General features: G+C 71.0%; 22 protein-coding genes and 1 riboswitch. Of the genes, 9 read left to right on the forward strand and 13 right to left on the reverse strand.

Annotation, left to right across the window (positions count from 1 at the left end; genetic code table 11):
* The 3 genes from ABD841_RS36835 to ABD841_RS36845 form a co-directional block, all read left to right on the forward strand.
* Window positions 1-952: dihydrolipoamide acetyltransferase family protein (locus tag ABD841_RS36835; protein ID WP_344981402.1), on the forward strand; the 952-nt coding region annotated here is incomplete at its 5' end.
* A 975-nt stretch (window positions 953-1,927) separates the two neighbouring features.
* A complete protein-coding gene (locus ABD841_RS36840; protein ID WP_344981404.1) occupies window positions 1,928-3,763 on the forward strand; it encodes an ABC transporter ATP-binding protein in 1,836 nt (611 codons plus the stop codon).
* A 146-nt stretch (window positions 3,764-3,909) separates the two neighbouring features.
* Window positions 3,910-4,263 (forward strand): Dabb family protein, encoded by a 354-nt coding sequence (locus tag ABD841_RS36845; RefSeq protein WP_425582103.1) that lies wholly within the window; start codon window positions 3,910-3,912, stop codon window positions 4,261-4,263.
* Here the strand turns inward: ABD841_RS36845 and ABD841_RS36850 are convergent.
* The 6 genes from ABD841_RS36850 to ABD841_RS36875 form a co-directional block, all read right to left on the reverse strand.
* The gene (locus ABD841_RS36850; RefSeq protein ID WP_344981406.1) at window positions 4,260-4,484 is read right to left on the reverse strand and encodes a hypothetical protein; all 225 of its coding nucleotides are present in this window, start codon (window positions 4,482-4,484) and stop codon (window positions 4,260-4,262) included. The two genes, ABD841_RS36845 and ABD841_RS36850, sit on opposite strands and share 4 nt — an antisense overlap.
* Window positions 4,485-4,535: 51 nt before the next feature.
* The gene (locus tag ABD841_RS36855; protein ID WP_344981408.1) at window positions 4,536-5,750 is read right to left on the reverse strand and encodes an adenylosuccinate synthetase; all 1,215 of its coding nucleotides are present in this window, start codon (window positions 5,748-5,750) and stop codon (window positions 4,536-4,538) included.
* Between the two features lie 26 nt (window positions 5,751-5,776).
* Window positions 5,777-6,739, reverse strand: a complete 963-nt coding sequence (locus ABD841_RS36860) for a hypothetical protein (protein ID WP_344981410.1) — start codon at window positions 6,737-6,739, stop codon at window positions 5,777-5,779.
* 37 nt (window positions 6,740-6,776) lie between these two features.
* Window positions 6,777-7,784, reverse strand: coding sequence for a lipopolysaccharide kinase InaA family protein (locus ABD841_RS36865; protein WP_344981412.1), 1,008 nt, complete (start codon window positions 7,782-7,784; stop codon window positions 6,777-6,779).
* On the reverse strand, window positions 7,781-8,515 hold the full coding sequence (locus ABD841_RS36870; protein WP_344981414.1) for an NUDIX hydrolase: 735 nt from the start codon (window positions 8,513-8,515) through the stop codon (window positions 7,781-7,783). The genes ABD841_RS36865 and ABD841_RS36870 overlap by 4 nt, the downstream gene beginning before the upstream one ends.
* Before the next feature lie 183 nt (window positions 8,516-8,698).
* On the reverse strand, window positions 8,699-10,537 hold the full coding sequence (locus tag ABD841_RS36875; RefSeq protein WP_344981416.1) for an acyl-CoA dehydrogenase: 1,839 nt from the start codon (window positions 10,535-10,537) through the stop codon (window positions 8,699-8,701).
* Window positions 10,538-10,636: 99 nt separating this feature from the next.
* On the opposite strand from ABD841_RS36875, the gene ABD841_RS36880 reads away from it, so the two are divergent.
* The 4 genes from ABD841_RS36880 (at window position 10,637) to ABD841_RS36895 (ending at window position 13,812) form a co-directional block, all read left to right on the forward strand.
* Window positions 10,637-12,058, forward strand: a complete 1,422-nt coding sequence (locus ABD841_RS36880; protein ID WP_344981418.1) for an Nramp family divalent metal transporter — start codon at window positions 10,637-10,639, stop codon at window positions 12,056-12,058.
* A 9-nt stretch (window positions 12,059-12,067) separates the two neighbouring features.
* Window positions 12,068-12,874, forward strand: a complete 807-nt coding sequence (locus ABD841_RS36885) for a class I SAM-dependent methyltransferase (RefSeq protein ID WP_344981420.1) — start codon at window positions 12,068-12,070, stop codon at window positions 12,872-12,874.
* Window positions 12,875-12,894: 20 nt separating this feature from the next.
* A riboswitch (guanidine-III (ykkC-III) riboswitch) is annotated at window positions 12,895-12,960 on the forward strand.
* Window positions 12,961-12,975: 15 nt separating this feature from the next.
* Window positions 12,976-13,296: a DMT family transporter gene (locus ABD841_RS36890; RefSeq protein WP_344981422.1), complete on the forward strand. Its 321-nt coding sequence runs from the start codon at window positions 12,976-12,978 to the stop codon at window positions 13,294-13,296.
* Window positions 13,297-13,443: 147 nt separating this feature from the next.
* Entirely contained in the window at window positions 13,444-13,812 is a 369-nt protein-coding gene (locus ABD841_RS36895) for a VOC family protein (protein WP_344981424.1), read from the forward strand.
* A 72-nt stretch (window positions 13,813-13,884) separates the two neighbouring features.
* On the opposite strand, the gene ABD841_RS36900 is transcribed toward ABD841_RS36895, so the two are convergent.
* The 5 genes from ABD841_RS36900 to ABD841_RS36920 form a co-directional block, all read right to left on the reverse strand.
* Complete coding sequence (locus tag ABD841_RS36900; protein ID WP_344981426.1) at window positions 13,885-14,346, reverse strand: hypothetical protein; 462 nt, start codon at window positions 14,344-14,346, stop codon at window positions 13,885-13,887.
* Between the two features lie 123 nt (window positions 14,347-14,469).
* Complete coding sequence (locus ABD841_RS36905; RefSeq protein WP_344981428.1) at window positions 14,470-15,012, reverse strand: PadR family transcriptional regulator; 543 nt, start codon at window positions 15,010-15,012, stop codon at window positions 14,470-14,472.
* A gap of 261 nt (window positions 15,013-15,273) precedes the next feature.
* On the reverse strand, window positions 15,274-17,319 hold the full coding sequence (locus ABD841_RS36910) for a molybdopterin-containing oxidoreductase family protein (protein WP_344981430.1): 2,046 nt from the start codon (window positions 17,317-17,319) through the stop codon (window positions 15,274-15,276).
* Window positions 17,320-17,475: 156 nt separating this feature from the next.
* Window positions 17,476-19,158 (reverse strand): M28 family metallopeptidase, encoded by a 1,683-nt coding sequence (locus tag ABD841_RS36915; protein ID WP_344981432.1) that lies wholly within the window; start codon window positions 19,156-19,158, stop codon window positions 17,476-17,478.
* 197 nt (window positions 19,159-19,355) lie between these two features.
* Window positions 19,356-19,976 (reverse strand): RpiB/LacA/LacB family sugar-phosphate isomerase, encoded by a 621-nt coding sequence (locus ABD841_RS36920; protein WP_344981434.1) that lies wholly within the window; start codon window positions 19,974-19,976, stop codon window positions 19,356-19,358.
* Here ABD841_RS36920 and ABD841_RS36925 point away from each other — a divergent pair.
* Window positions 19,867-22,290, forward strand: a complete 2,424-nt coding sequence (locus ABD841_RS36925) for a lysylphosphatidylglycerol synthase transmembrane domain-containing protein (protein WP_344981436.1) — start codon at window positions 19,867-19,869, stop codon at window positions 22,288-22,290. The genes ABD841_RS36920 and ABD841_RS36925 overlap by 110 nt on opposite strands.
* Window positions 22,291-22,366: 76 nt before the next feature.
* Here the strand turns inward: ABD841_RS36925 and mgrA are convergent, their stop codons facing one another.
* Both mgrA and ABD841_RS36935 read right to left on the reverse strand, forming a co-directional pair.
* The gene (mgrA, locus tag ABD841_RS36930) at window positions 22,367-23,395 is read right to left on the reverse strand and encodes an L-glyceraldehyde 3-phosphate reductase (protein ID WP_344981438.1); all 1,029 of its coding nucleotides are present in this window, start codon (window positions 23,393-23,395) and stop codon (window positions 22,367-22,369) included.
* Entirely contained in the window at window positions 23,392-25,452 is a 2,061-nt protein-coding gene (locus ABD841_RS36935) for a S9 family peptidase (RefSeq protein WP_344981440.1), read from the reverse strand. Before ABD841_RS36935 ends, mgrA begins: the two co-directional genes overlap by 4 nt.
* A gap of 83 nt (window positions 25,453-25,535) precedes the next feature.
* Here ABD841_RS36935 and ABD841_RS41000 point away from each other — a divergent pair, with 83 nt between their 5' ends.
* A complete protein-coding gene (locus ABD841_RS41000) occupies window positions 25,536-26,177 on the forward strand; it encodes a zinc ribbon domain-containing protein (RefSeq protein ID WP_425582105.1) in 642 nt (213 codons plus the stop codon).
* The last annotated feature ends 366 nt before the right edge of the window (window positions 26,178-26,543 follow it).

The raw sequence follows: 26,543 nt of genomic DNA on the forward strand, positions 1-26,543 counted from the left end.
TGCGCCCGGCGCCGTGGCCCGCGCGAGCGCGCCGGTGGCCGTACCCGCGCAGCGGGAGGCCGCCGGGCCCGCGGCCCGGGTGGCGGTGGCCGCCAAGCCGCCGGTGCGCAAGCTGGCCAGGGACCTGGGAGTCGATCTGACCGCCCTCACCGGGACCGGCCCGCACGGTTCCATCACCCGGGACGACGTCCACGCGGCGGTCGCCGCCGCGACCGCCGCCCCGGCCGGACCGCAGGCGTGGGACGTCTCGCGGGACGAGGAGCGGATCCCGGTCAAGGGGGTACGCAAGGCGACCGCGCAGGCGATGGTGGCCTCCGCGTTCACCGCGCCGCACGTCACCGAGTTCCTCCAGGTGGACGTGACCGGGACCGTGGAGGCGGTCCGGCGGCTGCGGGCGATGCCGGACTTCGCCGAGGTCAAGGTCTCGCCGCTGCTCCTGGTCGCCAAGGCGGTGCTGGTCGCCGCCCGCCGGTACCCGATGGTCAACTCCACCTGGGACGAGGCCCGCCAGGAGATCGTGGTCAAGCACCGGGTCAACCTGGGCATCGCCGCCGCCACCCCGCGCGGCCTGCTCGTCCCCAACATCAAGGACGCCCAGTCGCTCTCCCTTCCGGACCTGGCCAGGGCGCTCGGCGCCCTCGCAGAGGCCGCCAGGGCCGGTCGCACCCAGCCCGCCGACATGGCCCGGGGCACGATCACGATCACCAACGTGGGAGTCTTCGGGGTGGACGCGGGCACCCCCATCCTCAACCCCGGCGAGTCGGCCATCCTGGCCTTCGGTCAGATCCGGGACCTGCCCTGGGTGGTGGACGGGCAGGTCGTGCCCCGCAAGGTGTGCACCCTCGCCCTGTCGTTCGACCACCGGATCGTGGACGGCGAGCTCGGCTCGCTCTTCCTCCGCGACGTCGGCGCCATGCTGGAGGATCCGCTCCGCATGCTCGCCTGGAACTGAGCCCGGGGAGCCGCGTCCCGGACCCGCCCTGTACGCGACCGGGACCGGCCCACCACCGGCGTCATCGCGAGCCCGTCCCCGCCGGGGGCGGGCTCGCCGCCGTCACGGCGCCTCGGCTGCGTCTCCGTGGCGTCTCGGCCGCACCTCCGTGGCGTCTCGGCCACGGGTCACGTCTCTGCGGCGCCTCCGTGGCGCTTCCCCATGTCTCCCCGGCGCCTCTTCGAGGGTGCTCCTCCATGCCTCGCCGTGGGCAACCCTCCACGCCTTGTCATGGCACACTCCACGCCGTGCAATGGCGCTTCCCACGCCATGCCATGCGCACTCCACGTCCTGCCGTGGCGCCTCCCACGCCTTCCACGGCGCCTCTCCGCGCTCCTTCGTGTCACCCCTCACGACAGCACCGTGGCGCCCTGTGGCGTCCTCCGTAGCTGCGGTACCGCTCGCGGGAGCCGCGCACCAAGGCCGATCCGGGGGCTTCCGTGATATGTCCCGGTCCATTCGGCCGTATTTGCTGACTGAGCTTGTCAATTAATGTGACGTGAAACTTCACAAGGCCCGATAGGGGCTTCCGGGCGACTCCATGTGCGCTAATCGTCCTTACTCGGGTGTCAATTCCCCAACCTTTCCTTGGTCTTCTGTTTATGGTGTTTTATGGAACGTATCCTCAGCTCGGAGGGGGTGCAGGGGTGTGGTCGACGAAGGAGGGGAAGATTTTACCTGTGTCATGTTTGCCGCCTCTTCGGAATAACGGGTTAAAGCCTGCATAAGGATGACCGTTTTGAGTGATTTGCACCCTTCTCAGTGCTACTGTCGGTATTGGTAAGTGCACGAGAGCTCGCAAACGCGGGACCTCAGCAAGGGGGGAACCATGACTTTCACCAAGATCTTCCCGACCGACTGGGGCTGGGGCGGCTGGGGCGGCTGGCGGCGAGGCTGTGGCTGGCGTCGCTGCGGCTGCGGCTGGCGCCGGAGGTGGTGGTGGTAGCACCGCCCAACGAGAGCCGACGGGTCAACCGTCGGCTCTCGTTCTCTGAATCCCTCCCGTCGAGAGGAGCGGGGGCCGGGGCGCACCCGCCTCCCACGGCACCGACGGTCTCCATCCGCCGGACCTTCCGGGAGTTCTGGCCCTACACCCGCGGCGTCCGCCGGTTCCTCGTCATCGGCGTCGTGCTGGCGATCGTGGCGGCCGTCTGCGAGGTCGTGGCGATCGCGCTGTTCGGCTTCATCACCGACGAGGTCCTCAGCCGCCAGGACCTGGGGGCGTTCTGGACGCCCGCGGCCGCCTGGCTGGGGCTCACGGTCGTGGCGGGCCTGGCCACCTTCGCCGGCTCCTACGCCACGGCGGTGGGCGGGGAACGCTTCCTGCTGAGGCTGCGGGACATGGTCTTCGACCACCTTCAGACCCTCACCCCCGACTTCTTCGACAACCGCCGCCTGGGCGACCTGATGGCCAGGCTCACCGACGACATCGAGGCCATCGAGGAACTGGTCGGCTCGGGCCTGGTCAAGCTCTTCACGACGGTCGCCAGCGTGATCTTCTTCGCCGGAGCCGCCTTCTACATCCGGTGGGACCTCGCGCTGGTCACGTTCACGCTGATCCCGGCGTTCCTGCTGGTCTCCAAGGTCTTCGCGGCCAGGTTCAGGACCGCCTCCGCCCGCGAGCGGTCCAGCAACGGCACCATGAACAGCGTCATCGAGGAGAGCCTGTCCAACCAGTCCCTCGTCCAGGCGTACAACCGCCAGCGGACCGAGGCCGAGCGGCTGCACGCCGAGGGGCGGACCTGGATGCGGGCCAACCTCTCCCAGGCGTGGCTGGCCTCGCTGTACGGGCCGGTCGTCCAGGTCATCGAGACCGTCTGCCTCCTCGTCATCCTGGGGGTCGGCGCGTGGGAGATCGTCTCCGGCCGCCTCACCATCGGCGGACTGCTCGCCTTCGCGGCGTACCTCGCCTACCTCTACCCGGCGGTGCAGAACCTCGGGCAGATCGCGCTCACCGTCTCCGAGGCGGCGGCCGGCTCCGACCGCGTCATCGAGGTGCTGCGGGCCGAGCCCGCGGTGGCCGACCGCGAGGCGCCCACCCGGCCGGCGACGCGCAGCCGCGGCCGGATCGAGTTCCACGGGGTGGACTTCACCTATCCCAACCGGAGGAGGCCCACGCTCCGGAATCTTTCCTTCACCGTCGAACCGGGCGAGCTGATCGTGTGCACCGGCCCCAGCGGCGCGGGCAAGTCGACCATCGCCAAGCTGCTGCTGCGGTTCTACGACCCCACCGCCGGGCGCATCCTGCTGGACGGCCTCGACATCCGGGACCTGTCACGGGAGTCGCTACGGGACAACATCACCATCCTGCAGCAGGAGAACCTGCTGTTCTCCGGCACCGTCCGCGACAACATCGCCTACGGCCGCCCCGACGCGGACATGGACGACATCGTCCGGGCCGCCGTCCTGGCGGATGTGCACGACTTCGTCAACACGCTGCCGCGCAAGTACGACACGCCCATCGGGCAGCGTGGCCGCCTGATGTCGGGCGGGCAGCGCCAGCGCCTCGCCATCGCCCGGGCGATCCTGCGTGACGCGCCCGTGCTCGTCCTCGACGAGCCGATGACCGGTCTCGACGCGCTCACCGCGGCCCGGATCATGGAGCCGCTCAACCGGCTGATGGCCGGCCGCACGACCATCCTGATAACCCACGACCTGCGCTTCATCCCCGAGACGGCACGCCAGATCGTGCTCGAACCCGTCCGGGGCCGTGCCGGCCGGATAAGGGTCAAGCCCGCCGGACGCCGCGACACCGCACCGCGTCCGGCGTGAGACGGCGCCCGGAGCGAGGCCGGGTCTCATCCGGGGCCGGGGCCGGTGTGAGCCGACGTCCCGGTATCGAGTCCAGGCCCGGTATCGAGTCCAGGCCCGGCATCCGGGGTCCGGCATGGAGTCCGGGTCCGATGCCGGGTTCTGCCGTGCCTGGCCGTACGCTGGCCGGGCACTCCAACGAAGGGAAGACCATGTTCCGGCATGTCGTGCTGTTCACCTGGGCGCAGGAGGCCACCGAGGAGCAGCGGGCGAGGGTGGCGGAGGAGCTCGGCAAGCTGCCCGGCGTCATCGCGGAGATCCGCTCCTACACCATCGGCCCCGACGCGGGCGTCAACCCCGGCAACCACCAGTTCGCCGTGGTCGCCGACTTCGCCGACGTCGACGACTACCTCGTCTACCGCGACCACCCGGCCCACCAGGCGGTGATCGCCGAGCACGTCAAGCCGATCCTGGCCTCCCGGGCGGCCGTCCAGTTCGAGGTGGAGGACCGCGAGGCCTAGACGTCCGGAGGGCGGTTCTCGCGGTGCATCAGGCGGCCCTCGGAGGTGCTGCCGCGCCTGGGGGCCAGCACGACGCTCAGCACGATCCCCACCCCGCCGACGATCATGAAGATCAGGCCGATCACGTCGATGTGCACGTCCTCGCCGAGGACGTCGGGTTCGATGGCGAACCGGAGGATGGCGCCGAGCGTGAGAAAGAAGATGCTGACTCCGACACCCATCGGTTCCTCCGGCAGAGCTGGCGGCCAGGCAAAGGAAACGTACGGGATTGGTCATACCCGTTCGGGGGCGATAACACCGTCGAAGGCGACCTTGTCCGCCGCGGTGGGCCCGGAGGATCCCAGCCACACCGGGATGCCGAGGGCCTCCGCCACCGCCTCCGGCCAGTCGTCGACCCCGTCGGCGTAGCGCGGCCGCGCCGCCGCCAGCAGACCGGTCAGCCCGGCTTGCCGGTCGAGGTCTCCCGCCGGGCCCACCGGCAGCTCGCCGATGTCGTACGAGACGCACATCCGCGACACCGGCGCGTCCAGGTGGGTCAGCGCGAGCCCGTCGGCCCCGCCGGTCACCGCCAGCGCGTAGCGGTGGGCCACCGCGTCGAAGTGGCCGGTGCGGAAGGGGCCCTGCCACGGGCCGTCCCCGTTGTGCGCCTCGGGCAGTGCGAGGCCGGGGTCCTCGGTGACCAGCGGCCCGGGGCCGTGCCGTGGGGTGTAGGTCCGCAGCACGCCCAGCCGCACGGCGGCCGTCCCGTCCAGCAGCTCCAGCGCGTTGGCGAAGGTCGTCGTGCTCCAGGTGGTGTACGGGTGGAAGCCGTGCCACTCGTCGAGCAGCACGCCCTGAGCCCCCTCGAAGACGACCGGCCTCCGGCGCAGCAGCGCGGTCGTGAACGAGGAACCGACCAGGGTCACCCGCTCCGCGAACGCCCGGTAGGCCGCCGCGCAGTCCTCGACGGGCGGCCCGGTCACCCCCAGAGCCTCGCGGAGCGCGCGCAGCTTGCGGGTGAGCACGGCCGGGCTCTCGCAGTCGCCGGCGGTCGGCGCCAGTCCGGGGTGTCCCAGGGCGTAGGCCATGGTCTCGCCGATACCCATCCCACACGACCCGTGCCGGTCGTCGCCGCGCGCCAGTTCCCTGGCCCGTCCGGCCGCCACATGGTACGGCGTGGCGAGCAGCGCGTCCCGGTCGACGGTGAGCAGCCCCAACGGGTCGGGGACGCCCAGCCGGGCCAGGTGGGCGGCCTCCCCGGCCAGGGAGAGCGGGTCCACGATCATGAACCTGGACAGGTGGGTCGGCACGCCCCGGAACGTGCCCGACCCGAACTGGGCGAACGTGTGGTGCCGCCCGTCGGGCAGGACGACGTTGTGCGCCGCCTGCCCGCCCCCGTTGAACCGGACGACGGCCTGGACCCGCTCGCGCGAGCAGAGCCAGTCGACGACGGTGCCCTTCCCCGCGTCGCCGTATCCGAGGTCCGCCACGATCACGTGCTCACGCATGCGACCACCTGTTCACCGTCGCCTCCTCATCCCTGGAGCCGGACCACGCCGCTGTCGCCGCCGAGGTCGAGGCCGTCGGACACCACGAGCGTGCCCCGGTCGAGCCTGGCCAGGGCCTTGCCCACGGCGGCCCCGGCGTCCGAGCCGAGCTCGTCGAGGTCGTCCAACCCCGCGCGCAGGTCGATGGCGTCCTCACCGAGGCCGACGGTGAGCGCGATGGTCTCGCAGACCGCGTCCAGGTCGTCGAGCTCCAGCACGTTCTGGCCGAGCAGCTTGCGCCAGGCGGCCAGCACCTCGCCGTCCCCGGCGTGGCTCGCCCCGGCGGGGAGGATGTAGTAGACGTCGTACATCCGGGTCAGCTCGGCGACGATCTCCTTGGTCGGCACGTCCCGCCGGAGCCGGTCGCCGACGACCCACTCCACCTCGCGGCGGCTGACCCGCGGGTAGGGAAGCTCGTCGCCGATGATGAACAGGTAGCCCCGGCGGCCCCGCTTCTCGAAGCAGTCGATCGAGGTGTGCCGGGCCATGAAGTACATCGCCAGCTCGTACGACTCGGTCTTCTGGCCGCCGCCTCCGCCCTCCAGCAGGATCTTGCCCAGGTGCTCGTCCATCCGGTTGTCGGACTCGTACTGGCCGATCTGGAGCGGGGCCCGGTCGCAGGTGGCGTCGCCGATCGCGCCGAAGAGGATCTGCGGGTCGGTGGCGTAGCCCTTGCGCAGCAGCAGCCCGAGCAGGTCGGGCAGCTTGGTCTGCAGCGTGCGGGGCACCCCGCCCATCGAGCCGGTCACGTCGAACAGCACGGCGATGGCGAGGGAGGCGGGATGCTCGGCCGAGTCGCGGCTCTCGCGGACCGTCACGCCGCGCGGGTCGAGGTCGGCGTGCACGGTACGGGCGCCGCTGTCGCTGTAGGCGAAGGCGCTGGAGCCGCTGGCCCTGCGGTAGCTCGCGGCGGCGGCGTAGACGTCGGTGGACCAGATTCCGCTTCCCATGGGGTCTCCTCGGGTGGGGGTGGGGCTTTTTCGCAGGTCACAGATGCAGGGGCCGGTATTTTCGCGGCCCGTACAGGTCGTCGAGCAGCTCGTCCAGCTCGGCGAGGAGCCGCCACGCGTCATCCGGCGGGCCGAGCAGGCTGCCCCGGACGAAGTGGCGGATCGGGCCGGGTACGCGCTCGCCCATCAGGGCGGCCACGCACCGGGTGGCGAGGCGGATGTCGGTGGCCGGGGTCGCGGGCTTCCTGGCCAGGACCTCCGGCGGGTAGTCGTCGCGGTGCCTGGCCACCAGGGCGGTGATCGGGGTGCCGGCCGGGACCGACTGGCTCCAGTCGACGAGCACCAGGCCGTGGTCGATCGGGTGGACGAGCACATGGTGGCCGAAGACCGCGCCGTGCACGACCCCCACCCGGTGGGCCACGCCGATCGCCACGAGCAGCCGGCGCCAGATCCACGCCGCGTCTCTGGGGTCGAGCACCGGCCGCCGCCGCGAGATCTCCGCCAGGCTCAGGAACCCGTCCGGCACCCGGCTGATCACGTTGGCCTGCCGCTCCACCCCGGCCGATCGGTGCCGGAACGACTCCACCAGCCGGGGCACGTACGGCAGCAGCAGCGGGTCGCCGTCCCGCGCGATCGTGGTGAGCGCGTCGGCCTCGCGGCGCATGAGGTCGTTGTCCGCGTGGCTGCGCGGGATCTTCAGCAGCGTGTCGGCGCCGCTCTCGTAGAGCACGGCCGACGCGCCGCGCCGGAAGACGCCCCCGACCCGGTAGGTCCCCCGCCTGGTGGTGATCACCGTCTCGGGGGCCCGGCCGCTCCCGGAGGCCCGGCCGTTTCCGGGATCCCGGCCGTTCTCCGGGGCCCGGCCGCGGGCCGCCCAGAGCGTCGCCAGCCGCGCGAACGCCGCCGCGGCCTCCGCACCCGGCGCGAGGTCGGGGTGGAGCAGTCGCGCCAGCCTCCGGTACGCCCGCTGCGGGCAGTCGCCCCCGAACAGGTCCTCGGGTGTGCGGGCGGCGGTCACCAGGGCGATCGCCTCGGTGGTGGTCATCTGATCTCCTCCTCTCTCGCGGGTCTCAGCAGCGCCGGGTGGAGCAGCCGGGCGTCGCCGGCCCGGTAGAGCTTGGCCCGGGGGCCGCCCCGGGCCCCGCCCGTCTCGGTGGTCTCCCCGGTGCTCTCCACGAACCCGGGGACCGACAGGACCTTGCGGTGGAAGTTGCCGGCGTGCAGCGGCACGCCCCAGACCGCCTCGTAGACCGAGCGCAGCTCGGAGATGGTGAACGTCTCACCCACGAACGCGGTCGCCAGCGGGGTGTACTCCAGCTTGTCGCGCGCCCGCTCCAGGCCCTCGGTGAGGATGCGCGCGTGGTCGAAGGCCAGTTCGGGCAGGCGCTCGACCCGGTGCCAGGCGGCGTCCGCCGCGTCCGTGCCCGCCCGGGGGGCGGGCAGGTCGGGGGCGAAGGCCAGGTAGGAGACCGACACGACCCGCATGCGCGGATCCCGGCCGGGCGTGCCGTAGCTCGCGAGCTGCTCGATGTGGACCCGGCCGGGCATCCCGGTCTCCTCGGCGAGCTCGCGCGCCGCGGCCTCCGGCAGGTCCTCGTCGGGCCGGATGAACCCTCCGGGCAGCGCCCACCGCCCCGCGTGGGGCTGCTCGCCCCGCCGGACGAGCAGCACGTGCAGGGCGCCCCCGCGAATGGTCAGCGCCACCACGTCGACGGTCACCGCGACCGCCGGATACGCCCGTGGGTCGTAGCCCGCCAGGAACTCGGATTCATCCATCGCATGTCCTTCTCAAATTGAGACAAACTCAGTATGAGAATAACTTGGGACGGCGTCAACCCGTTTGATGGTGTTCGCCGCGTGTGGCGACCTTCTGTGAAACGGGAGAGGGGCGGTCCCGGGAGAACGGGACCGCCCCTCGCACGCCTGCCGCGGGAGCAGGTGGCCGGTGGTGGGGGAGGGTCAGAAGGCCGCTTCGGGCAGGTCCATCAGGTCCAGGCCGGTCGCGTCGAGCGTGCGGCGCTCGGCGGCGATGCGGGGCAGGACCGTCTGGGCGAAGAACGAGGCGGCGGCGACCTTGCCGGTGTAGAAGGCCGTGTCGGCCGAGCGCTGCGCGGCGTCGGCGGAGCCCAGCGCGGTCAGGGCGACCTCGGCCTGGCGCAGCAGCAGCCAGCCGATCACCACGTCGCCCAGGGCGAGCAGGAACCGGGTGGTGTTCAGGCCGACCTTGTAGACCTCCCGCGGCGACTCCAGGGAGCCGAGCGCCCAGCCCGCCATGGTGTCGGCCATGGCCTTGACCTCGTCGGCGGCCTCGCCGAGGAGCTTGCGCTCCTCCTTGAGGCGGCCGTTTCCGGCCTCGGAGGCCGCGAAGGCCTTGACGTCCCCGTACAGCGAGCCGAGGGCGGCGCCCTGGTTGCGCAGGACCTTGCGGAAGAACAGGTCCAGGCCCTGGATCGCGGTGGTGCCCTCGTAGAGGGAGTCGATCTTGGCGTCCCTGATGTACTGCTCGATCGGGTAGTCCTGCAGGTAACCGGAGCCGCCCAGGGTCTGCAGCGAGCGGGCCAGCATCTCGTAGGAGCGCTCGGAGCCGACGCCCTTGACCAGCGGGAGCAGCAGGTCGTTCATCGCCTCGGCGTGCTCGTTCCGCCCACCCTCGAACTGGGCGATCTGCACGTCGTCCTGGTAGGTGGCCGTCAGCAGGACCAGCGCCCGCATCCCCTCGGCGTACGCCTTCTGGAGCATCAGCTCGCGGCGCACGTCCGGGTGGCGGGTGATGGTCACGCGCGGGGCCGCCTTGTCGGCCATCTGGGTCAGGTCGGCGCCCTGCACGCGGGCCTTGGCGTACTCCAGGGCGTTCAGGTAGCCGGTGGAGAGCGTGGCGATCGCCTTGGTGCCGACCATCATCCGGGCATGCTCAATGATCATGAACATCTGCCTGATGCCCTCGTGCACGTCGCCGACCAGCGTGCCCACGGCGGGATGCTTCTCGCCGAAGGTGAGCTCGCAGGTCGTGGAGACCTTCAGGCCCATCTTCTTCTCGACGTTGGTCACGTAGACGCCGTTGCGCTCACCGAGCTCGCCGGTCGCGAGGTCCACGTGGTACTTGGGGACCAGGAACATCGACAGGCCCTTGGTGCCGACACCGTGTCCCTCGGGGCGGGCGAGCACGAGGTGGAAGATGTTGTCGGTCAGGTCGTGCTCGGCGCTGGTGATGAAGCGCTTGACGCCTTCGATGTGCCAGGTGCCGTCGGGCTGCCGGAGGGCCCTGGCGCGGCCGGCGCCCACGTCGGATCCGGCGTCCGGCTCGGTGAGCACCATGGTGGCGCCCCACTGGTGCTCGACGGCCAGCTCGGCGAAGCGCTTCTGGTCCTCGGTGCCGATCGTGTGCAGCACGAGGGCGAAGGCCGGTCCGCTGGAGTACATCCAGACGGCGGGGTTGGCGCCGAGGACGAGCTCGGCCAGCGCCCAGTGCACGCTGCTGGGCAGGCCGGGGCCGCCCAGCTCGGCGGGCAGGCCGAGGTTGGTCCAGCCGGCGTCGCGGTAGGCGGCGAAGGACTTCTTGAAGCCCGCCGGCATCGTCACCGCCCCGGTGGCGGAGTCGAAGACCGGCGGCGTGCGGTCGCCCTCCTCGAAGGAGTCGGCGATGACGCCCGTGGCCAGGCGGTTGACCTCGTCCAGAACGCTGCGCACGACGTCCTCGTCGATGTCGGCGAAGAGGCCCGTGCCGAGGATGTCCCGGCGCCCGAAGACCTCGAAGAGGTTGAACTCCAGGTCGCGGAGGTTGCTCTTGTAGTGGCCCATGGGGGTCTTCTCCTTGAAACCGGGGACCGCGGTCGTCTGTACTCACCAGTAACGTTACCGGTAATGCTACCCGCGGGTAACCCATAAAAAAACGTCCCGATGGGACGTTTGTCATACGTCGCCGGGGCAGTCATGGGTGCCATGACGCTTCCCGAATTACGCCCGGCAGAGCTCCCCGACCCGAAGCCGCTGCGGAAGGTGATCGGGCCCGGGGTCATCGCGGCGGGGGTGGGCCTGGCGTCGGGGGAGTTCGTCATCTGGCCCTACATCTCCGCCAACGTCGGCCTCGTATTCCTGTGGGCCGCCGTGGTGGGCGTGGTCGCCCAGTACTTCCTCAACATGGAGATCGAGCGCTACACCCTGGCCACCGGGGAGACCGCGCTGACCGGGTTCAGCCGCCTGGGACGGCACTGGGGCCTGGCCTTCGCCGCCATGGCGGTGCTCGCCAACATCTGGCCCGGCTGGGCCACCAGCTCAGCCACCGTCCTCACCTACGCCGTGGGCGGAGACGTCACCGTCATCGCGGTCGTCGAACTGCTCCTGATCGCGGTCGCGCTCACCCTCTCCCCGGTCGTCTACCGGACTATGGAGGCCACCCAGTTCCTCAAGGTCGGCGCGGTGCTGGTCTTCCTGGTGATCGCGCTCTTCCTGGCCATCACCGGCGACGCCTACCGGGGACTGGGGGAGGCGGTCACCCACGCCGGGCAGGTCCCCGCCCAGCTCGGCGCGGCGCTGGTGCTGGGCGCGATGGCCTTCGCCGGGGCCGGCGGCGGCCAGAACCTGGTGCAGAGCAACTGGATCAGGGACAAGAACATGGGCATGGGCGAGCGGATCCCGCGCCTGGTCTCCCCGATCACCGGAGAGGACCAGGCGGTCCCGGCGACCGGCTTCGCCTTCACCGCCGACGAGGCCAACCTCGCGCGCTGGCGCGGCTGGTGGCGGGTGGCCAACATCGAGCAGCTCGTCTCGTTCGTGGCCATCACGATCGTCACGATCTCCCTGATGTCGATGCTGGCCTACTCCACGGTCTTCGGCGCCGGCACCGCGAGCGACGTCACCTTCCTGCGGACCGAGGGTGAGGTGCTCAACCAGCGGTTGTCGTGGTTCGGCACCTTCTTCTGGGCCGTCGGGGCGCTGTCCCTCTTCGCCGCCAGCATGGGCATCTGCGACTACGTCGCCAGGATGGTCGCCGACGTGGTCAAGACCGTCTACCTTCCCGCCAGCACACGGTGGACCGAGAGCCGTGTCTACAGCCTGGTCGTCTGGTTCATCGTGCTGTTCGGCATCGCGATGCTCACCATCGGGTTCGACCAGCCGATCACGCTCCTGGTCATCTCCGCGAGCGTCGGAGGGATCATGATGTTCCTCTACTCCGCGCTGCTCGCCGTGCTCAACCGGCGGTTGCTGCCCGAGGCCATCCGCATCCGCGGGTACCGGCTGGTGATCGTGCTGCTGACCTTCGCGTTCTTCGGCTACTTCTCGGTGCTGACGCTGATCGACCAGTTCGGAAAGCTCTTCTAGGCTTCTGTCGTGGACGAACGGGCTGTTGTCGTGGACGAGCAGTGGCGGGCCGACCTGGCGCTGTGGAGGATCCCTGAGGAAATCGCCGCAGGGGCGCCCGCCGATCCGTGGGGGCACTCGCCGGCGCGGTTCGCCGAGCGGACCGACCGGGCCCTCGCCGAGCCCGAGGGGCCGACCCTGGCGCGGATCGCCGAGGCGCTCCCGCCCGGCGGGAGCGTGCTGGACGTGGGCGCCGGCACCGGGGCGGCCTCCCTGCCGCTCGCCGCCGACCTGGGGGAGCTGGTGGCGGTCGACGTCTCCGACGCCATGCTGGCCGAGCTGGCCTCGCGTGCGGAGCGGCTGGGCGTGCCCACCCGGATCATCCGGGGCCGCTGGCCCGACGTCGCGGCCGAGACCCCGGAGGCGGACGTCGCCGTCTCCGCCCACGTCGTCTACAACGTGCCCGACCTGGCGGGGTTCCTCACCGAGCTGACGCGCCACGCCCGCCGCAGGGTCGTCCTGGAGCTCACCGGGTGCCATCCGATGAGCTGGCTCAACCCGCTCTGGCAGCACTTCCACGGCGTCACCCGTCCGCGCCGTCCCACGGCCCACGACGTGATCGACATCGCCGCGAAGCTGGGCTACGACGTCCACCACGAGTCGCGTCCGGCCCCGCTGACCCGCTTCACCGAGCTGGAGGACCTCGCCGAGAGCGCCTGCCGCAGGCTCTGCCTGGGGCGTGACCGGGCCGACGACGTCATCGCGGCCGTGATCGAGCTGGACATGTGGCCGGTCCCGCGCGACCGCTGGTTCACACTCTGGTGGGAATCACGGTGAGCTTTGCTACGCTCCTCGAGTAGAACGCCCATAAGGGATGTTCCCGGACGAGACGCGCCGTACCCGGCATGCAAAGACGACGCTCCTGGAGAGGAGACGTCATGGCCTGGGTCATCATCGTCGTCGCCGGTCTTTTCGAGGTCGCGATGGCCTACTCGCTCAAGATGAGCGACGGATTCTCCGCGCCGCTGCCGAGCGTCGGGTTCGCGGTCTTCGCGGTACTCAGCTTCGGCCTGCTCGCGCTCGGCCTGAGGAGCCTGGAGGTCGGCACGGCCTACGCCGTCTGGACGGGCATCGGCGCCGTCGGCACCGCCACGCTCGGCATCCTCGTCCTCGGTGAGGACGCGTCGTTCCTCAAGATCGCATCGATCCTGCTCATCGTGGCCGGTGTCGTCGGCCTCAACCTCGCCGGCGGGCACTGAGCATCCGGCGGCGGCCACCGGCCGCGCGGAGACGACGGGCCCCGGCGGCCGCCGCCGGAGGATGCCGCTGAAGGACAGCGGTCGCGGCCGACCGGATGCACGGAAACCGGCTTGACGGTTTAGGGGGTGTCGCGATTGGCTGTGCACATGATTGACGTGCACTTCGTGACATTCGACTGCGCCCGGCCGTACGAACTGGCGACCTTCTGGCGCGACGCCACCGGCGGGGAGCTTCACCCGGAGACACAGAAAGACCATGACGAGGTCCTTCTCCAGGGCCGGGTGAACCTGCTGTTCATCAAGGTCCCCGAGGGGAAGTCGACCAAGAACCGGGTGCACCTCGACGTCACCGGCACCGGGGGCACCACCCGGGACCAGGAGGTCGAGCGGCTGCTCGGGCTCGGCGCCACCGTCTTCGAGGACCGTCGCAAACCCAACGGCGGCGGCTGGGTCACCATGCTCGACCCCGAGGGCAACGAGTTCTGCGTCTGCCGCGCCGAGTACGAGAGGGCCTGACGGGCTCCGGAGAGCCGCGGGAGGGGCCGGCGACACCCCCGGGCGCCGGCCCCGAACCCCGGTCGCCGGGGGTCAGCGGCCGTGGGGCAGGGACCGCTGGCCCCGTCCCCGGAAGGTGAGCGCCATGAGCGCCGTGATCAGGTAGATCAGGACACCGCCCTGGAGCGAGTCCAGCGCCGCGCCGAACACCCCCTCGCCGTCGAGGATGAGCTGAACCGGATACATGAGCGTGGCGGCGCCGAGGGCGGGATAGAGCGAGAAACGCCAGGGGTGGCGCAGCGCCCACAGGCGGGCCTGCCGGGTCACCCGGTCCCCGGTCTCGGGCCGGCGGATCGCGCCGATCGCCGAGATGAGGGCGAACAGGCCGATGCCGAGCGACATCGGCCCGGTCAGGCTCGCCTCCCCGGCGATGATGGCCATCACGAAGCTGGCGGCCGACGCGGCGGCGCCGGTGATCGCGGCGGTCTTCCAGGGGGCCCCGCGCAGTGCCGCTCCGGCGAGGGACATCTCGTCACGTCGAGTCAGTTCGTTCATGCCATCAGGCTGCCCGCGGCGCCCCCCTGCCCGCATCGGGGGGCAACCCTGGTCGTTCCCTGAGCCCCGGCGGCGGCCCGCCCCGGGGACGACCGGCGTCCCCGTCGCGCCGGGCCCGGACGGTCAGCGGTCCACGCCGAGTTGGCCGATCATCCAACGGCACCAGGCGATGCGGTGCCTCTCGTAGCTGATCCCGCACCACAGGGCCGCGTAGCTGCCGAAAGCCTGGCTGCCGTGGGCGGGCACCTCCGGCAGGGCGTCCCGTTCCTTCTCGTAGGCCGACAGCCGTCGTTCGTGCGCCGCCAGCTCCTCACGGAAGAGCCGGACGAGCTCGGCCGGGTCGGCGACCCACGAGGCGTAGGTCTTGAGCACCATCTCGTCGCGCTCCGGGCGCGACTGGGGCGGCTCGACCACCCACCTGCGCAGCGCGGCCAGCCCTTCCGCGGTGGGAGAGTAGATCTTCTTGCCCTGCGGCCCCGGCCCCGGGACCTGCTCGAAGCTGGCCAGCCCCGCCGCCACCAGGCGCTGCAGCTCAGGGTGGATCTGGCTGTGCCCGGCCGTCCAGAAGTAGCCCATGGGGCGGTTCATGGCGGCGGCCAGGTCGTATCCCGACCTCGGGCGACGGGCCAGCACCGCGAGGATGGCGTATCCGAGTGTCGAGGTCATCGAGGCCAGCCTTTCAGACGGCCTGCTCGCCGTGGGGGATGGCCATCTATGTCAACTCTGACATAATCGACAGAAAATCGGAGATGCGGCATATCGCCCTGCTTCCCGATTTCGGCCCGGCTACTGGCAATCCGCGGGGGCACGGCCAGCAGCCAGGCCATGGCACCACCCCCGGCGTCCCCTTCGGTCAGGGCCGCCGGGGGCCACCGGCCCGTACCGGCCCGGCTGGAACCGGCCGGCACCGGGCCGTCAGGCGAAGGATCAGGGGGAGAGCGCCGGGGAGTCCGCGGAAGAGGACGGGGAGACGGGCACCAGGTCCACCAGGTTGTCGTGGTAGACGGCGCCCCGGCCCATGTCGGCGTCGCGCCCGTCGACCACCGCGTTCACCGTCGCGCCTCCCGGGCTGAGCTTGCCCCAGTGCCCCTTGGCGGACGCCACCACGCCGGGCCGGACCTTCTCGCTGATCTCGACCACGGCCTCGAACCCGCCGTTGCCGTTGAACACCCGGGCCCGCTGCCCGTCACCCAGGCCCCGGCGCGCCGCGTCCTCGGGGTTCACCAGGACCCGGGGGCCCTTCGAGCGCCGCAGCAACTCGGGGTTGTTGCCGAAAGTGGTGTTGAGGAACGTGTGCGAGGCCGGGGTGATCAACGAGAGCGGGTACGGGCCCGGGGCGGCCGAGGCGGTGTGCGGGGGCACGTAGGCGGGTCCGGAGCCGAACTCCAGCCGTCCCGAGGGCGTCGGGAAGCCTTCGGTGAACGGCACGAAAGGCTGCGGCACGTTGAGCCGGACCCAGCCCTCCTTGCGCAACCGGTCGAGCGTGACACCCTCCAGCGACGGGTGGCCCGAGGAGAGCAACTGCTCGGCCAGCTCCAGGTCGGAGTCGTACAGCGACGGCTCGGTGAGCCCCATGCGCGCGGCCAGGCGGCGGAACGTCTCGGTGGTCGGCAGGCACTCGCCCGGCGGCTCGACCGCCGGCTCGTTCCACATCAGGTACATGTGCCCGTAGCCCGCGTGCAGGTCGGCGTGCTCGATCTGCATGGTCGCCGGGAGCACGATGTCGGCGTAGTCCACGGTGTCGGTCGGGAACTGTTCCACCACCACCGTGAACAGGTCCTCGCGCAGCAGGCGCTCCCGGATGCGGTTCTGGTCGGAGGTGGAGGCCATCGGGTTGGCCCCGTACACCCACAGGCACTTCACCGACTCGTCCAGCTCGTCGGCGAGCCGGGTCATGGTGAGCGTGCGGACCGGGCGGGCGAGCAGGTCGTCGCGGGTGTCGATGTCCAGGTGGATGTGGCCGCTGGTGGAGTAGGCGATGCCGCCCCCCGGATGGCGCCAGTCACCGGTCACGCCGGGAATGGCGGCGATCGTGCGCATCGCGGTGCCGCCGCCCGCGTGCCGCTGGATGCCCATGGTGGCCCGGATGCCGGTGGGCCGGGTGTGCGCCAGCCGCACCCCCAGGGCCCGGATGCCGGCCACGGGCAACCCGGTGATCTCCGCCACGCGCTCCGGCGGGTAACGCAGGATCTCCTCGCGGAAGTCCGCCCAGCCGCTGGTGCGGTTCGCCAGGTAGTCGCGGTCCTCGGCGCCCTCGGCGAGCACGACGTTCATCAACCCGAGCGCCAGGGCCGCGTCGGTGCCCGGCCGGATCGGCAGGTGCTCGTCGGCCTGCTCGGCGGTGCGGGTGCGGATCGGGTCGATCGCCACCACGTACGCCCCGGCCGCGCGGGCCTCCTGGATGAACTTCCACAGATGGTGGCCGCTGGTCAGCGTGTTCGTGCCCCAGAGCAGGATCAGCTTCGACAGGGCGAACGTCTCCGGGTCCATGCCGCCGGGTGTGCCGTTGACCTGCCGCAGCCCGGTGTTGCCGGCCACCGAGCAGATGTTCAGGTGGTGCCTGGAGGCCCCGAGGACGTTCCAGAACCGGCGCCCGGCCACCCCCTCGGCGCCCTGCAGGTATCCGAGCGTGCCCGTGCCCAGATACGGCCAGATGGCTTCGCCGCCGTGCTCCTCGACGATGCCGCGCAGCCGCGCGGCGGTCTCGTCCAGGGCCTCGTCCCAGCTGATGCGCTCGAACCGGCCGGAGCCCTTGGGGCCGACCCGCCGCATGGGGTGCAGAATGCGGTCGGCGGCCTTGGCGTGCTCCAGGTAGCGGTTGACCTTCACGCAGAGTGCGCCGCGGGTGTAGGGGTGGTCCGGGTTCCCGCGCATCGTGACGGCCTCGCCGTCCCGTACGGTCACCACCCAGGAGCATGTGTCCGGGCAGTCCAGCGGGCAGGCCCCAAGCACGCGCAATTCGCCTGACGACATGTCCCCGACTGTATCCGCGGGCCGGGAGGACGGAACACGCGCTCCGCCTCCCGCGCCGCCGTCACCCGTGGACGCCCGCCACCGGGGGTGGTCCGTCCACGGGTGGATCCGCCGCGTGCGGGCTCCCGGCGGGATTCGTCACCGGGAGCGGCGCGCTCAGCGGGAGACGCCGGTGTGGCTGTGGCCCGGGTCCTGGCCGTGGTCGTGCGCCAGGCCGCCCCCTCCGCTTCCAGGCTGGACGGTGCCCGGGGCGGCGCCGCCTCCGGGCAGGGTGCGGGCGTAGGCGTAGACGAACGCGGCCGTCGCGATCGCGCCGGTGTTCACCCCCAGAGCCCGGTCGTTGACGTTGGCGATGGTGTCGCACCGCTGGTGGTAGCACTTGTCGTAGGCGACCCCCGCCTCGCCGCCGAACGCCGCCGCCTCCTCCTCGGTCTTGATCCCTTCGGCGCCGGTGAACAGTCCACCTGCGGGGATGCCCGCCTGGATGAAGGGCCCGTAGTCGGAGCGGCCGGTGAAGTCGGTGCCCTTGTACGGCAGGTCCAGCGCGGTGAAGTACGACTCGAAGAGCTTCTCGATCCGGTCCGAGCCGGGAGGGCCCGCCGGGGCGCCGACCCGGTCGGAGTCGTCGCCGTCGTAGATCCCGAAGATGTGGTTCGGTGAGGCGATCATGTCGAAGTTCAGGTACAGCTTGATCTTCGCCCGCTCCGCCGCGGGAAGCGTGGACACGTAATGCTGCGACCCGAGCAGGCCCAGCTCCTCGGCGCCCCAGAAGGCGAAGCGGAGCCTGTTGCGCGTCGGGAGGACGCTCGCCCCGAGCGCCGTCTCCAGCACGCCCGCGGTGCCGGACCCGTTGTCGTTGATGCCGGGGCCGTCGGTGACGCTGTCGAGGTGGGCGCCGAGCATGACCACCCGCTCCGGGTCGCCCCAGCGGCTCTCGGCGAGCACGTTGCGCGTCCTGCGGTGCGGGTCGCTCTCGGTCTTCGTGGTGAGCGTCGCCGTCGTCCCCGCGGCCGCCAGTTCCTCCCCGACGGCGAACGTGGTGCCGACGACCGGGATGTCCACGGTGGGGGCGCCGAGCGTGCCGTTCAGCAGGACCCTCCGGTCGTCGGGGCCCTCGCCCGCCTGCCCCTCGTTGAAGAGGATCACCCCGGCGGCACCGGCCGCCTGGGCCAGCTCGGCCTTGACCTGGAAGCTGCAGGTGCCGCGCTGGATGAGCGCGATGTTGCCCCGGGTGAACCCGGCGAAGTCGCTCGCCTCGCAGCCGGAGGTGGAGCTCGGCGCCGGGCTCGGCGGCAGGGCCAGGTCCACCCCCTGCACCGGGGCCGTGACGTCCCCCGAACCGGAGTACGTCATGGTCCGGAAGTCCTTGCCGCGCTCGTACGTCCTGGCGGCCGGCGCGACCCGTTCGAGCACGGGCGGGTCGACGTCGCGGAAGAACGGGAACTCGAACTCCTGCAGGGTGACCCGGTAGCCGGCGGCGCGGAGCAGGCCCGCGACGTACGCGGCCGAGGCGTCGAAGCCGGGGGTGCCCGAAGCGCGGATGCCCCCGTGGTCGTCGGCGATGCGCTGCAGCCGCAGCAGGTGTCGCCTGACGGCCGGGACCTTGATCGACTTCCGGAACGCCTCGGCGCCCGCCCACGGCACCGGGCTCGCACCCGGCGGGAGGGCGGCCTCTCCGGCGCTCCCTCCGGCGAAGGGCCCGGTGAAGGATCCGGTGAAGAACCCGCCGGAGGGCTCGGGGGCCGGTGCCGCGCCGGCGGGACCGGCGCAGACGGCGGGAACCATCGCCGAGACCGCGGCGATGGCGGCCAGCAGCCCTCTGGAGGCACGTGCGCGCAATGCGGGACTCCTCTGTCACGAAATCTGTCACGAAACGGACCCGACGCCGCTCCCGCGGTCACGGCCGGACGCGGCCGAGCAGGAGGGCTCTGGAGCCGCGGACGGAGGCCGGCGGGCGGCGAGCGGGCGACGGGACATGCCGCGCTCAGACTTCCAGGCCGAGACCCCCGGATCCAGCATCACCGCAGCTCGGAGGGTCAATTCTCCATCTCGGACAGGTACGCTATGTTCGCCTGATCCCCCTCCTCGGAGCTGGGGCTGCCGGCGAACCAGGCGTCGAGAATCTCCGCCAGCAGCGGCGCCGACGTCAGCCGCAGGCTGATCGCCAGCACGTTGGCGTCGTTCCACCGCCGGGCGCCGGCCGCGGTCGCCGCGTCCACGCACAGCGCCGCCCGCACCCCGGGCACCTTGTTCGCCGCGATCGAGGCGCCTGTCCCGGTCCAGCAGCACACCACCGCCTGGTCCGCGGCCCCCGAGGCCACGTCCTCGGCGGCCCGGGAACAGCACCACGCCCAGTCGGCGCGCTCGTCGGTCACGGCGCCGTGCGGTATCACGGTGTGACCGCGTTTTTCGATTTCAGACGCCAGGATGGGAGCCACACCGTCGAGACTGTCAGAGGCTATTGAGATGCGCATGACTCCGATTGTGAAGACTGGAAGAGAAGATCGGTGACTCACCTGTAATGCGGAACGTGCAGAATCGCAGGCGGTGACGGAAATCAGCGACCGCGACAAGCTCGCGCCCGTCGACGGCACGCGGCCCTCGACGGACGACGACTCCGCCGTGCTCGTCGTCGAGCCGCTGCTCCCGCAGCGCATCCGACGCCCCTCCGACCTGCTGCGCTTCCTGGCCACCCTGCTCGGCCTGGCGGCCGTGATCCTGCTCGCCCTCGTCGCGCAGAAGACCCTCAACGGGCTCGAAAGCGACGTCGCCGAGGGGACGAGCAGAGCGCCGTTCCTGCTCAGCGGCCTCGTCGGGGTGCTGAGCGCCGCGGCCATGCTGGGCGTCCCCGCGGCCTTCGCCATCGAGCGGGTGCTCCGCCGCGACGGCCTCCGGGTGGCCGAGGGCCTGTTCGCGGCCATCACCGCGATGATCCTCTCCTTCGTGCTGGGCGAGTGGATCGTCCACGCCGGCCCGGAGGAACTGCGGCTACTGCTCACCGGCGGCCGGTCCGGCGTCGAGCCGGTCAACACGCTGCTCACCCCGGTCATCGCCTACGTCACCGCGGTGCGGATATCCCGCAGCCCCACCTGGCGGGCGGCCCTGTGGAGCGCGGTCGCGCTCAACGCGGTCGCGCTGTTCGCGGCGACGGCCGCCACCGTCCTCGGCATCGTCGTCTCCATCCTGGTCGGCCTGGCCGTCGGCTACGCCACCCTGTACGGCGTGGGCAGCCCGAACACCCGCCCGCCGGGCAGCGCGGTCGTCGAGGCCCTGCGCAAGCTGGGCTTCGCCCCGGTCAAGGCCCGCAGGCTCGACGACCACCAGAGCAGCCGCCGCTACGCCGTCGGTCTCAAGGACGGCAGCCGTCTCGACGTCACGGTCCTCGACCGCGACCGCCAGGTCGCCGGGCTGCTCTACCGCCTCTGGCGGCGCATCCGCCTCAACTCCGAGACCCGCCGCAAGGCCATCCGCTCGCTCCGCGCCGAGCTGGAGCGCGAGGCCCTGATGGCGTACGCCGCGCACGCCGCCGGCGCGAGCACCCCGCGGTTGCTGGCCACCAGCGAGATCGGCAGCGAGGCCGCGCTGCTCGCGTACGAGCACACCCCCACCCGCGCCCTCGACGACATCCCCGACGACGAGATCGACGACAACCTGCTCGCCCAGATCTGGGAGCAGGTCCTGCTCCTGCAGGTCCAGCGGCTCGCCCACCGGCGGCTGACCGGCGACAGCATCCACGTCGACGGCGAGGGCCGGATCGTCCTGACCGACGCCCGCAGCGGTGAGATCGCCGCCGGTGACCTGCTGCTCCGCCTCGACGTCGCCCAGCTGCTCACCTACCTGGGCCTGCGGGTCGGCGCCCGGCGCTCGGTCGACGCCGCCGCGGCCGTGGCCGGGGTCAACGTGCTGGCCGACGCGCTCCCGCTGCTCCAGCGGATCGCGATGACCCGCGAGACCAGGGCGGCGCTCAACAGGAACAAGGAACTGCTGACCGAGATCCGCGAGCGGATCGTCGAGCTCAAGCCCAAGGTCGAGGCCGAGGAGGTGCGCCTGGAGCGCTTCCGCCCGCGGACCCTGATCACGATCATCGCCACCGCGTTCGCCGCCTACTTCGTGGTCTACTACCTGACGCAGATCAACCTCAACATGATCACGTCGGCCAAGTGGGGCTGGACCGGGGTGGCGCTGGCCGCCGCGATGCTGAGCTACGTGGCCGCCGCACTCATGCTGATGGGGTTCGTCCCGGAGCCGCTGCCGCTGAGCCGGACCGTGCTCGTGCAGTTCGCCGGGTCGTTCGTCAAGCTCGTCGCCCCCGCGGCGGTGAGCGGCGTCGCCGTCAACACCCGTTACCTGCAGAAACGCGGCATCCCGCCGGGGCAGGCGGTGGCCAGTGTGGGCGCATCCCAGCTCATCGGCCTGGCCTTCCATCTCGGCCTGCTCCTGCTGTTCGCCTACATCACCGGCTCCGACACGGCCCCCTCGTTCAACCCGTCGCGCACGCTCGTCATCACGGTGCTGGCCGTGGCGGTGCTGGTCCTCGTCATCGTGGGCGTGCCACGCCTGCGGCGCATGGTCACCGCACGGATCCGCGCGCTGTTCTCCGGGGTCATCCCCCGCCTGCTCGACGTGCTCCAGTCGCCCCGGAAGATCATCGAGGGGTTCGGCGGCACCCTGCTGCTGACCATCTCCTTCGTGCTCTGCCTCGACGCCTCGATCCGCGCCTTCGGCGGCTCGCTGGACTTCGCCGCGGTCGCGCTGGTCTTCCTCGCGGGCAACGCCGTCGGCTCGGCCGCCCCCACCCCCGGCGGCCTCGGCGCCGTCGAGGTGGCCCTGACGGCCGGTCTTGTCCTCGCGGGCCTGGACCGCGATATCGCGGCCCCGGCCGTGCTGCTGTTCCGGCTGCTCACCTTCTGGTTGCCGGTCCTGCCCGGCTGGGCCTCGTTCACCTACCTGCAGCGGCAGCAGGCCCTGTAGCCTTCCGCCTCCGCGGTGGGCGGCCGCCGGTCCTCCGGGAGAAGGCCCGGCGGCCGCCCGTCCCGCGCCGCGCGGGTCACGCTTCGCTGGACTGGGCCCAAATGTTGATCCCCGCCTCGACCGCGTCCTTGTCGATCTCCGCCAGTTCCTCGGCGGTGAACGACAGGTTCTCCACCGCCGAGAGGCTGTTCTCCAGCTGCCGGACGCTGCTCGCGCCGATCAGCACCGAGGTGACGCGCCGGTCGCGCAGCGCCCACGCCAGCGCCATCTGCGCCAGCGACTGGCCGCGCCGCCCGGCGATCCCGTTGAGGACGCGGACGTGCCGCATCGCCTCCTCGGTCAGCATGTCCGGCGTGAGGAACCGCCCCAGTGAGGCCCGCGACCCCTCGGGGACGCCGTTCAGGTAGCGGTCGGTCAGCATGCCCTGCGCCAGCGGGGAGAACGCGATGCAGCCCACGCCCTCGTCCTCCAGCACGTCGAGCAACCCGCCCTCGATCCACCGGTTCAGCATCGAGTACGACGGCTGGTGGATCAGGAGCGGCGTGCCCATGTCCCGCAGGATCCGGGCCGCCTCCGCGGTGTGCTCGGGCGAGTAGGACGAGATGCCCGCGTACAGCGCCTTGCCGGAGCGGACCGCCTGGTCCAGCGCGCCCATCGTCTCCTCCAGCGGCGTCTCCGGGTCGAACCGGTGGCTGTAGAAGATGTCGACGTAGTCGAGCCCCATCCGCTTGAGCGACTGGTCCAGGCTCGACAGCAGGTACTTGCGCGAGCCCCACTCGCCGTACGGGCCGGGCCACATGTCGTACCCGGCCTTGGTGGAGATGACCAGCTCGTCGCGGTACGGCGCGAAGTCCTCACGCATGTGCCGCCCGAAGTTGGTCTCCGCCGAGCCGTACGGCGGGCCGTAGTTGTTGGCCAGGTCGAAGTGGGTCACCCCGAGGTCGAAGGCCCTCCTGAGGATGTCCCGCTGGATCTCGAAGGGCTTGTCGTCGCCGAAGTTGTGCCAGAGCCCCAGCGAGACGGCGGGCAGCCTGAGCCCGCTCTTGCCCACCCTGTTGTACGGCTGGCGCCCGTCGTAGCGGTCTTCGTCCGCGATGTAGGTCATCGGTTCACCTTCGCCGTGTCGAGGATCCAGGAGAGGGTGAAGGCCTCCTCGCGCCAGGAGTCGTACCTGCCACTGCGGCCGCCGTGTCCGGCGCCCATCTCCGTCTTCAGGAGGAACGGCCCGCCGCCGGCGACATCGCGGAGCTTCGCGATCCACTTGGCGGGCTCGTGGTAGAGGACGCGGGTGTCGTTGAGGCTGGTGATCGCCAAGATCGGTGGGTAGATCCGGTCGTCCACGTTCTCGTACGGGGTGTACGACTTCATGTACTCGTACACCTCGGGGTTGTGCAGCGGGTCACCCCATTCGTCCCATTCGATCACCGTCAGCGGCAGCGACGGGTCGAGGATCGTGTTCAACGCGTCCACGAACGGCACTTCGGCGACCACGCCCGCGAAGGCCTCGGGCGCGATGTTGGCGACCGCGCCCATGAGCAGCCCACCGGCCGACCCGCCCCGGGCGATGATCGCGCTGGACCAGCCCTCCGACTTCAGGTGCTCGGCGGCGGCGACGAAGTCCGTGAAGGTGTTCTTCTTCTTCTGGAACTTGCCGTCCTCGTACCACCGGCGGCCCATCTCGCCGCCGCCCCTGATGTGCGCGACCGCGAAGACGAACCCCCGGTCGAGCAGGCTGAGCCGCGCGACGGAGAAGGAGGGATCGATCGAGACCTCATAGCTGCCGTAGCCGTACAGGACCGTGGGCGCCGGCCGCTCCGTGTCCTTCCTGACCACGATCGAGATCGGGACGCGGGTCCCGTCGGAGGCGGTCGCCCATTCGCGGAACTGCTCGTAGTCGGCGGGGTCGTAGCCGCCGAGCACGACCTTCTGCTTCAGCAGGACCAGTTCGCGTGCCTGCAGGTCGTAGTCGTAGACCGACGGCGGAGTGATCATGCTGGTGTAGCCGAGCCGGAGCCGCTCGGTGACGAACTCCGGGTTCCCCGACGGGGCGACGTCGTAGATCGGCTCGGGGAAGGAGACCTCGTACGGTTCACCGTCGCGGGGCAGGATGCGGATGCCGGTCAGGCCGTCCCTGCGGAAGTGCACCACGGTGTGGCTCTCGAAGGCGTCGATGTCGAGCAGCCGGGTGTCCTCGCGGTGCTCGATCAGCGGCGTCCAGTCGCCGGGGGCGTCGAGTGGGGCGGTGGCCAGCTCGAAGTTCTCGGCGTTCCGGTTGTGCAGGATGAGGAAGTGATCACCTGCGTGGTCGATGCCGTACTCGACGCCGGTCTCTCGGGGACGGACGACGCGGAACTCGCCCGTGGGGTCGTCCGCCTCCAGGACCCGGACCTCGCTGGTGATCTTGCTCCCGGAGGAGAGGACCAGGAAACGCTCGCTGCGGCTGAGGCCGACGCCGACCCAGAACCGCTCGTCGGTCTCCTCGTGGACGAGCACGTCGTCCTCGGCCGGGGTGCCGATGGTGTGCCGGTGGACCTGGTGGGGCCTCCAGGCGTCGTCGACCGTGGTGTAGAAGAACGCGGTACCGTCGGCGGACCAGGCCCCGCCGTAGAAGATGCCCGGGATCTCGTCGGGGAGGGTCTCGCCGGTGGTGAGGTCCTTCACCTTGAGGGTGAAACGCTCGTCACCGGTGAAGTTGACCGAGTAGGCCAGCCTGGTACCGTCCGGACTCACCGAGCTGGTGCCGATGGCGAAGAAGTCGCTGTCACCGGCCAGCTCGTTGCCGTCGAGCAGGATCTCCTCGCCCGGCAGCGACTCCCCAGCCTTCAGCTCCGGCGGCGTCTCGCCCTGGGCCGCCACCCGGCACTGGATGCCGTACTGCTTGCCCTCTTCGGTGCGCGAGTAGTACCACCAGGCACCCTTGCGGGTGGGAACCGACAGGTCCGTCTCCAGGGTGCGGCTCTTGATCTCCTGGAAGAGCGTCTCCTGCAGCGGCTTGAGATGGGCGGTCGCCTCCTGGGTGTAGGCGTTCTCCGCCTCCAGGTAGGCGATCGTGTCGGGGTCGTCCTTGACCGTAAGCCACGCATAGTCGTCGACCACGGTGTCGCCGTGGTGGGTGCGCTCGCTGGGAACCTTCTTCGCCTTCGGCGGCGTCTGACTGCTCACCTCGCCGAGTCTATGTTTCCCGTCCCGGCTCGGCTCGTGCCGACCTCGGCGAACTTCCCGCACCGTAACCGGGTATCCGGCGCATGTCCCCCCATCCAGGCATCCGATGCGCGCTCGATCACATCCGGGTGTTCAGCACCCTCGAACGAGGAACACCGGGCGTTCACCCCCAGGCGGAACCGCCTGCCCGACATGGACCGCCTTTCCCACCCGGTCGCGGTCGTCGGCCTGCCGCCTCGGCCCCGCCCGGAACCGGTACGCCGGACGCGGGAAGCGCGGTGAAAGGTGGCATTGCCCCCATCCCTGGAAGACCTGGGGATCCACGCGCCGGGTACGGCTCCGCAAGCCCCGGCGGGTCACTCCGCGCACCTGGGGATTCATCGGCCGGGGGTGTCACGGACTGGGGAGCTCCACGGACTGGGGAGCTTCATCGCTGGAGGGCTTCATCGGCTGGAGGGCTTCATCGGCTGGAGGGCTTCATCGCCCACACGGCGACCCGCGTTGGGGCCGCCGCGATCTGCGTGGATTCCGCCCATATCTCACAGACCTACTCGGTGTTCCGCCACACCGACCGGAAGAACCGGCCTGACCGGGAAACCTGCTCCCGCACGCCGTGCGGCTTCGCTGAGCACGCCGATGCCAACGCGGCCCGCGGCATCGCCGCACGCGGTCACGTGGTGTGGCGGGGCCGGGCGGCGAGTCACGTCGCCGGCGACGTGCCCTGAAACGTCGAAACCCGCCGACGGTGAGGAGCTGCAAGCTCGGCCGTTCCTCGGCTGCTCCTCGGCTGTTCCTCGGCCGTTCACGGCCGAGAAGCTGATCGCATGCCCGCTCCGTGGACGCGTGAGGTTCAGCGTTACGTCCCGAGCGGTCTATGGGGACTGCTAATCTTTTGATGTCGGCGAGGTCCGGCGCAAACCACTCCAATCACTCCGGTGACTTCAGCATGGCTTGTGCCGTATCTGCCGATCATCCCCTGAAACCAACGGTTCCAGAGATCGGTTCGCAGGATCGCTCAAGGGCTGGTAAGTTTGAGGGGTTGCCCCGAAAGGGGGGACGCCGGAATTCGGCAGGCAAGCGAAATCGGGTCG

It is taken from the genome of Streptosporangium fragile (assembly GCF_039534445.1).
Taxonomy (GTDB): Bacteria; Actinomycetota; Actinomycetes; order Streptosporangiales; family Streptosporangiaceae; genus Streptosporangium; species Streptosporangium fragile.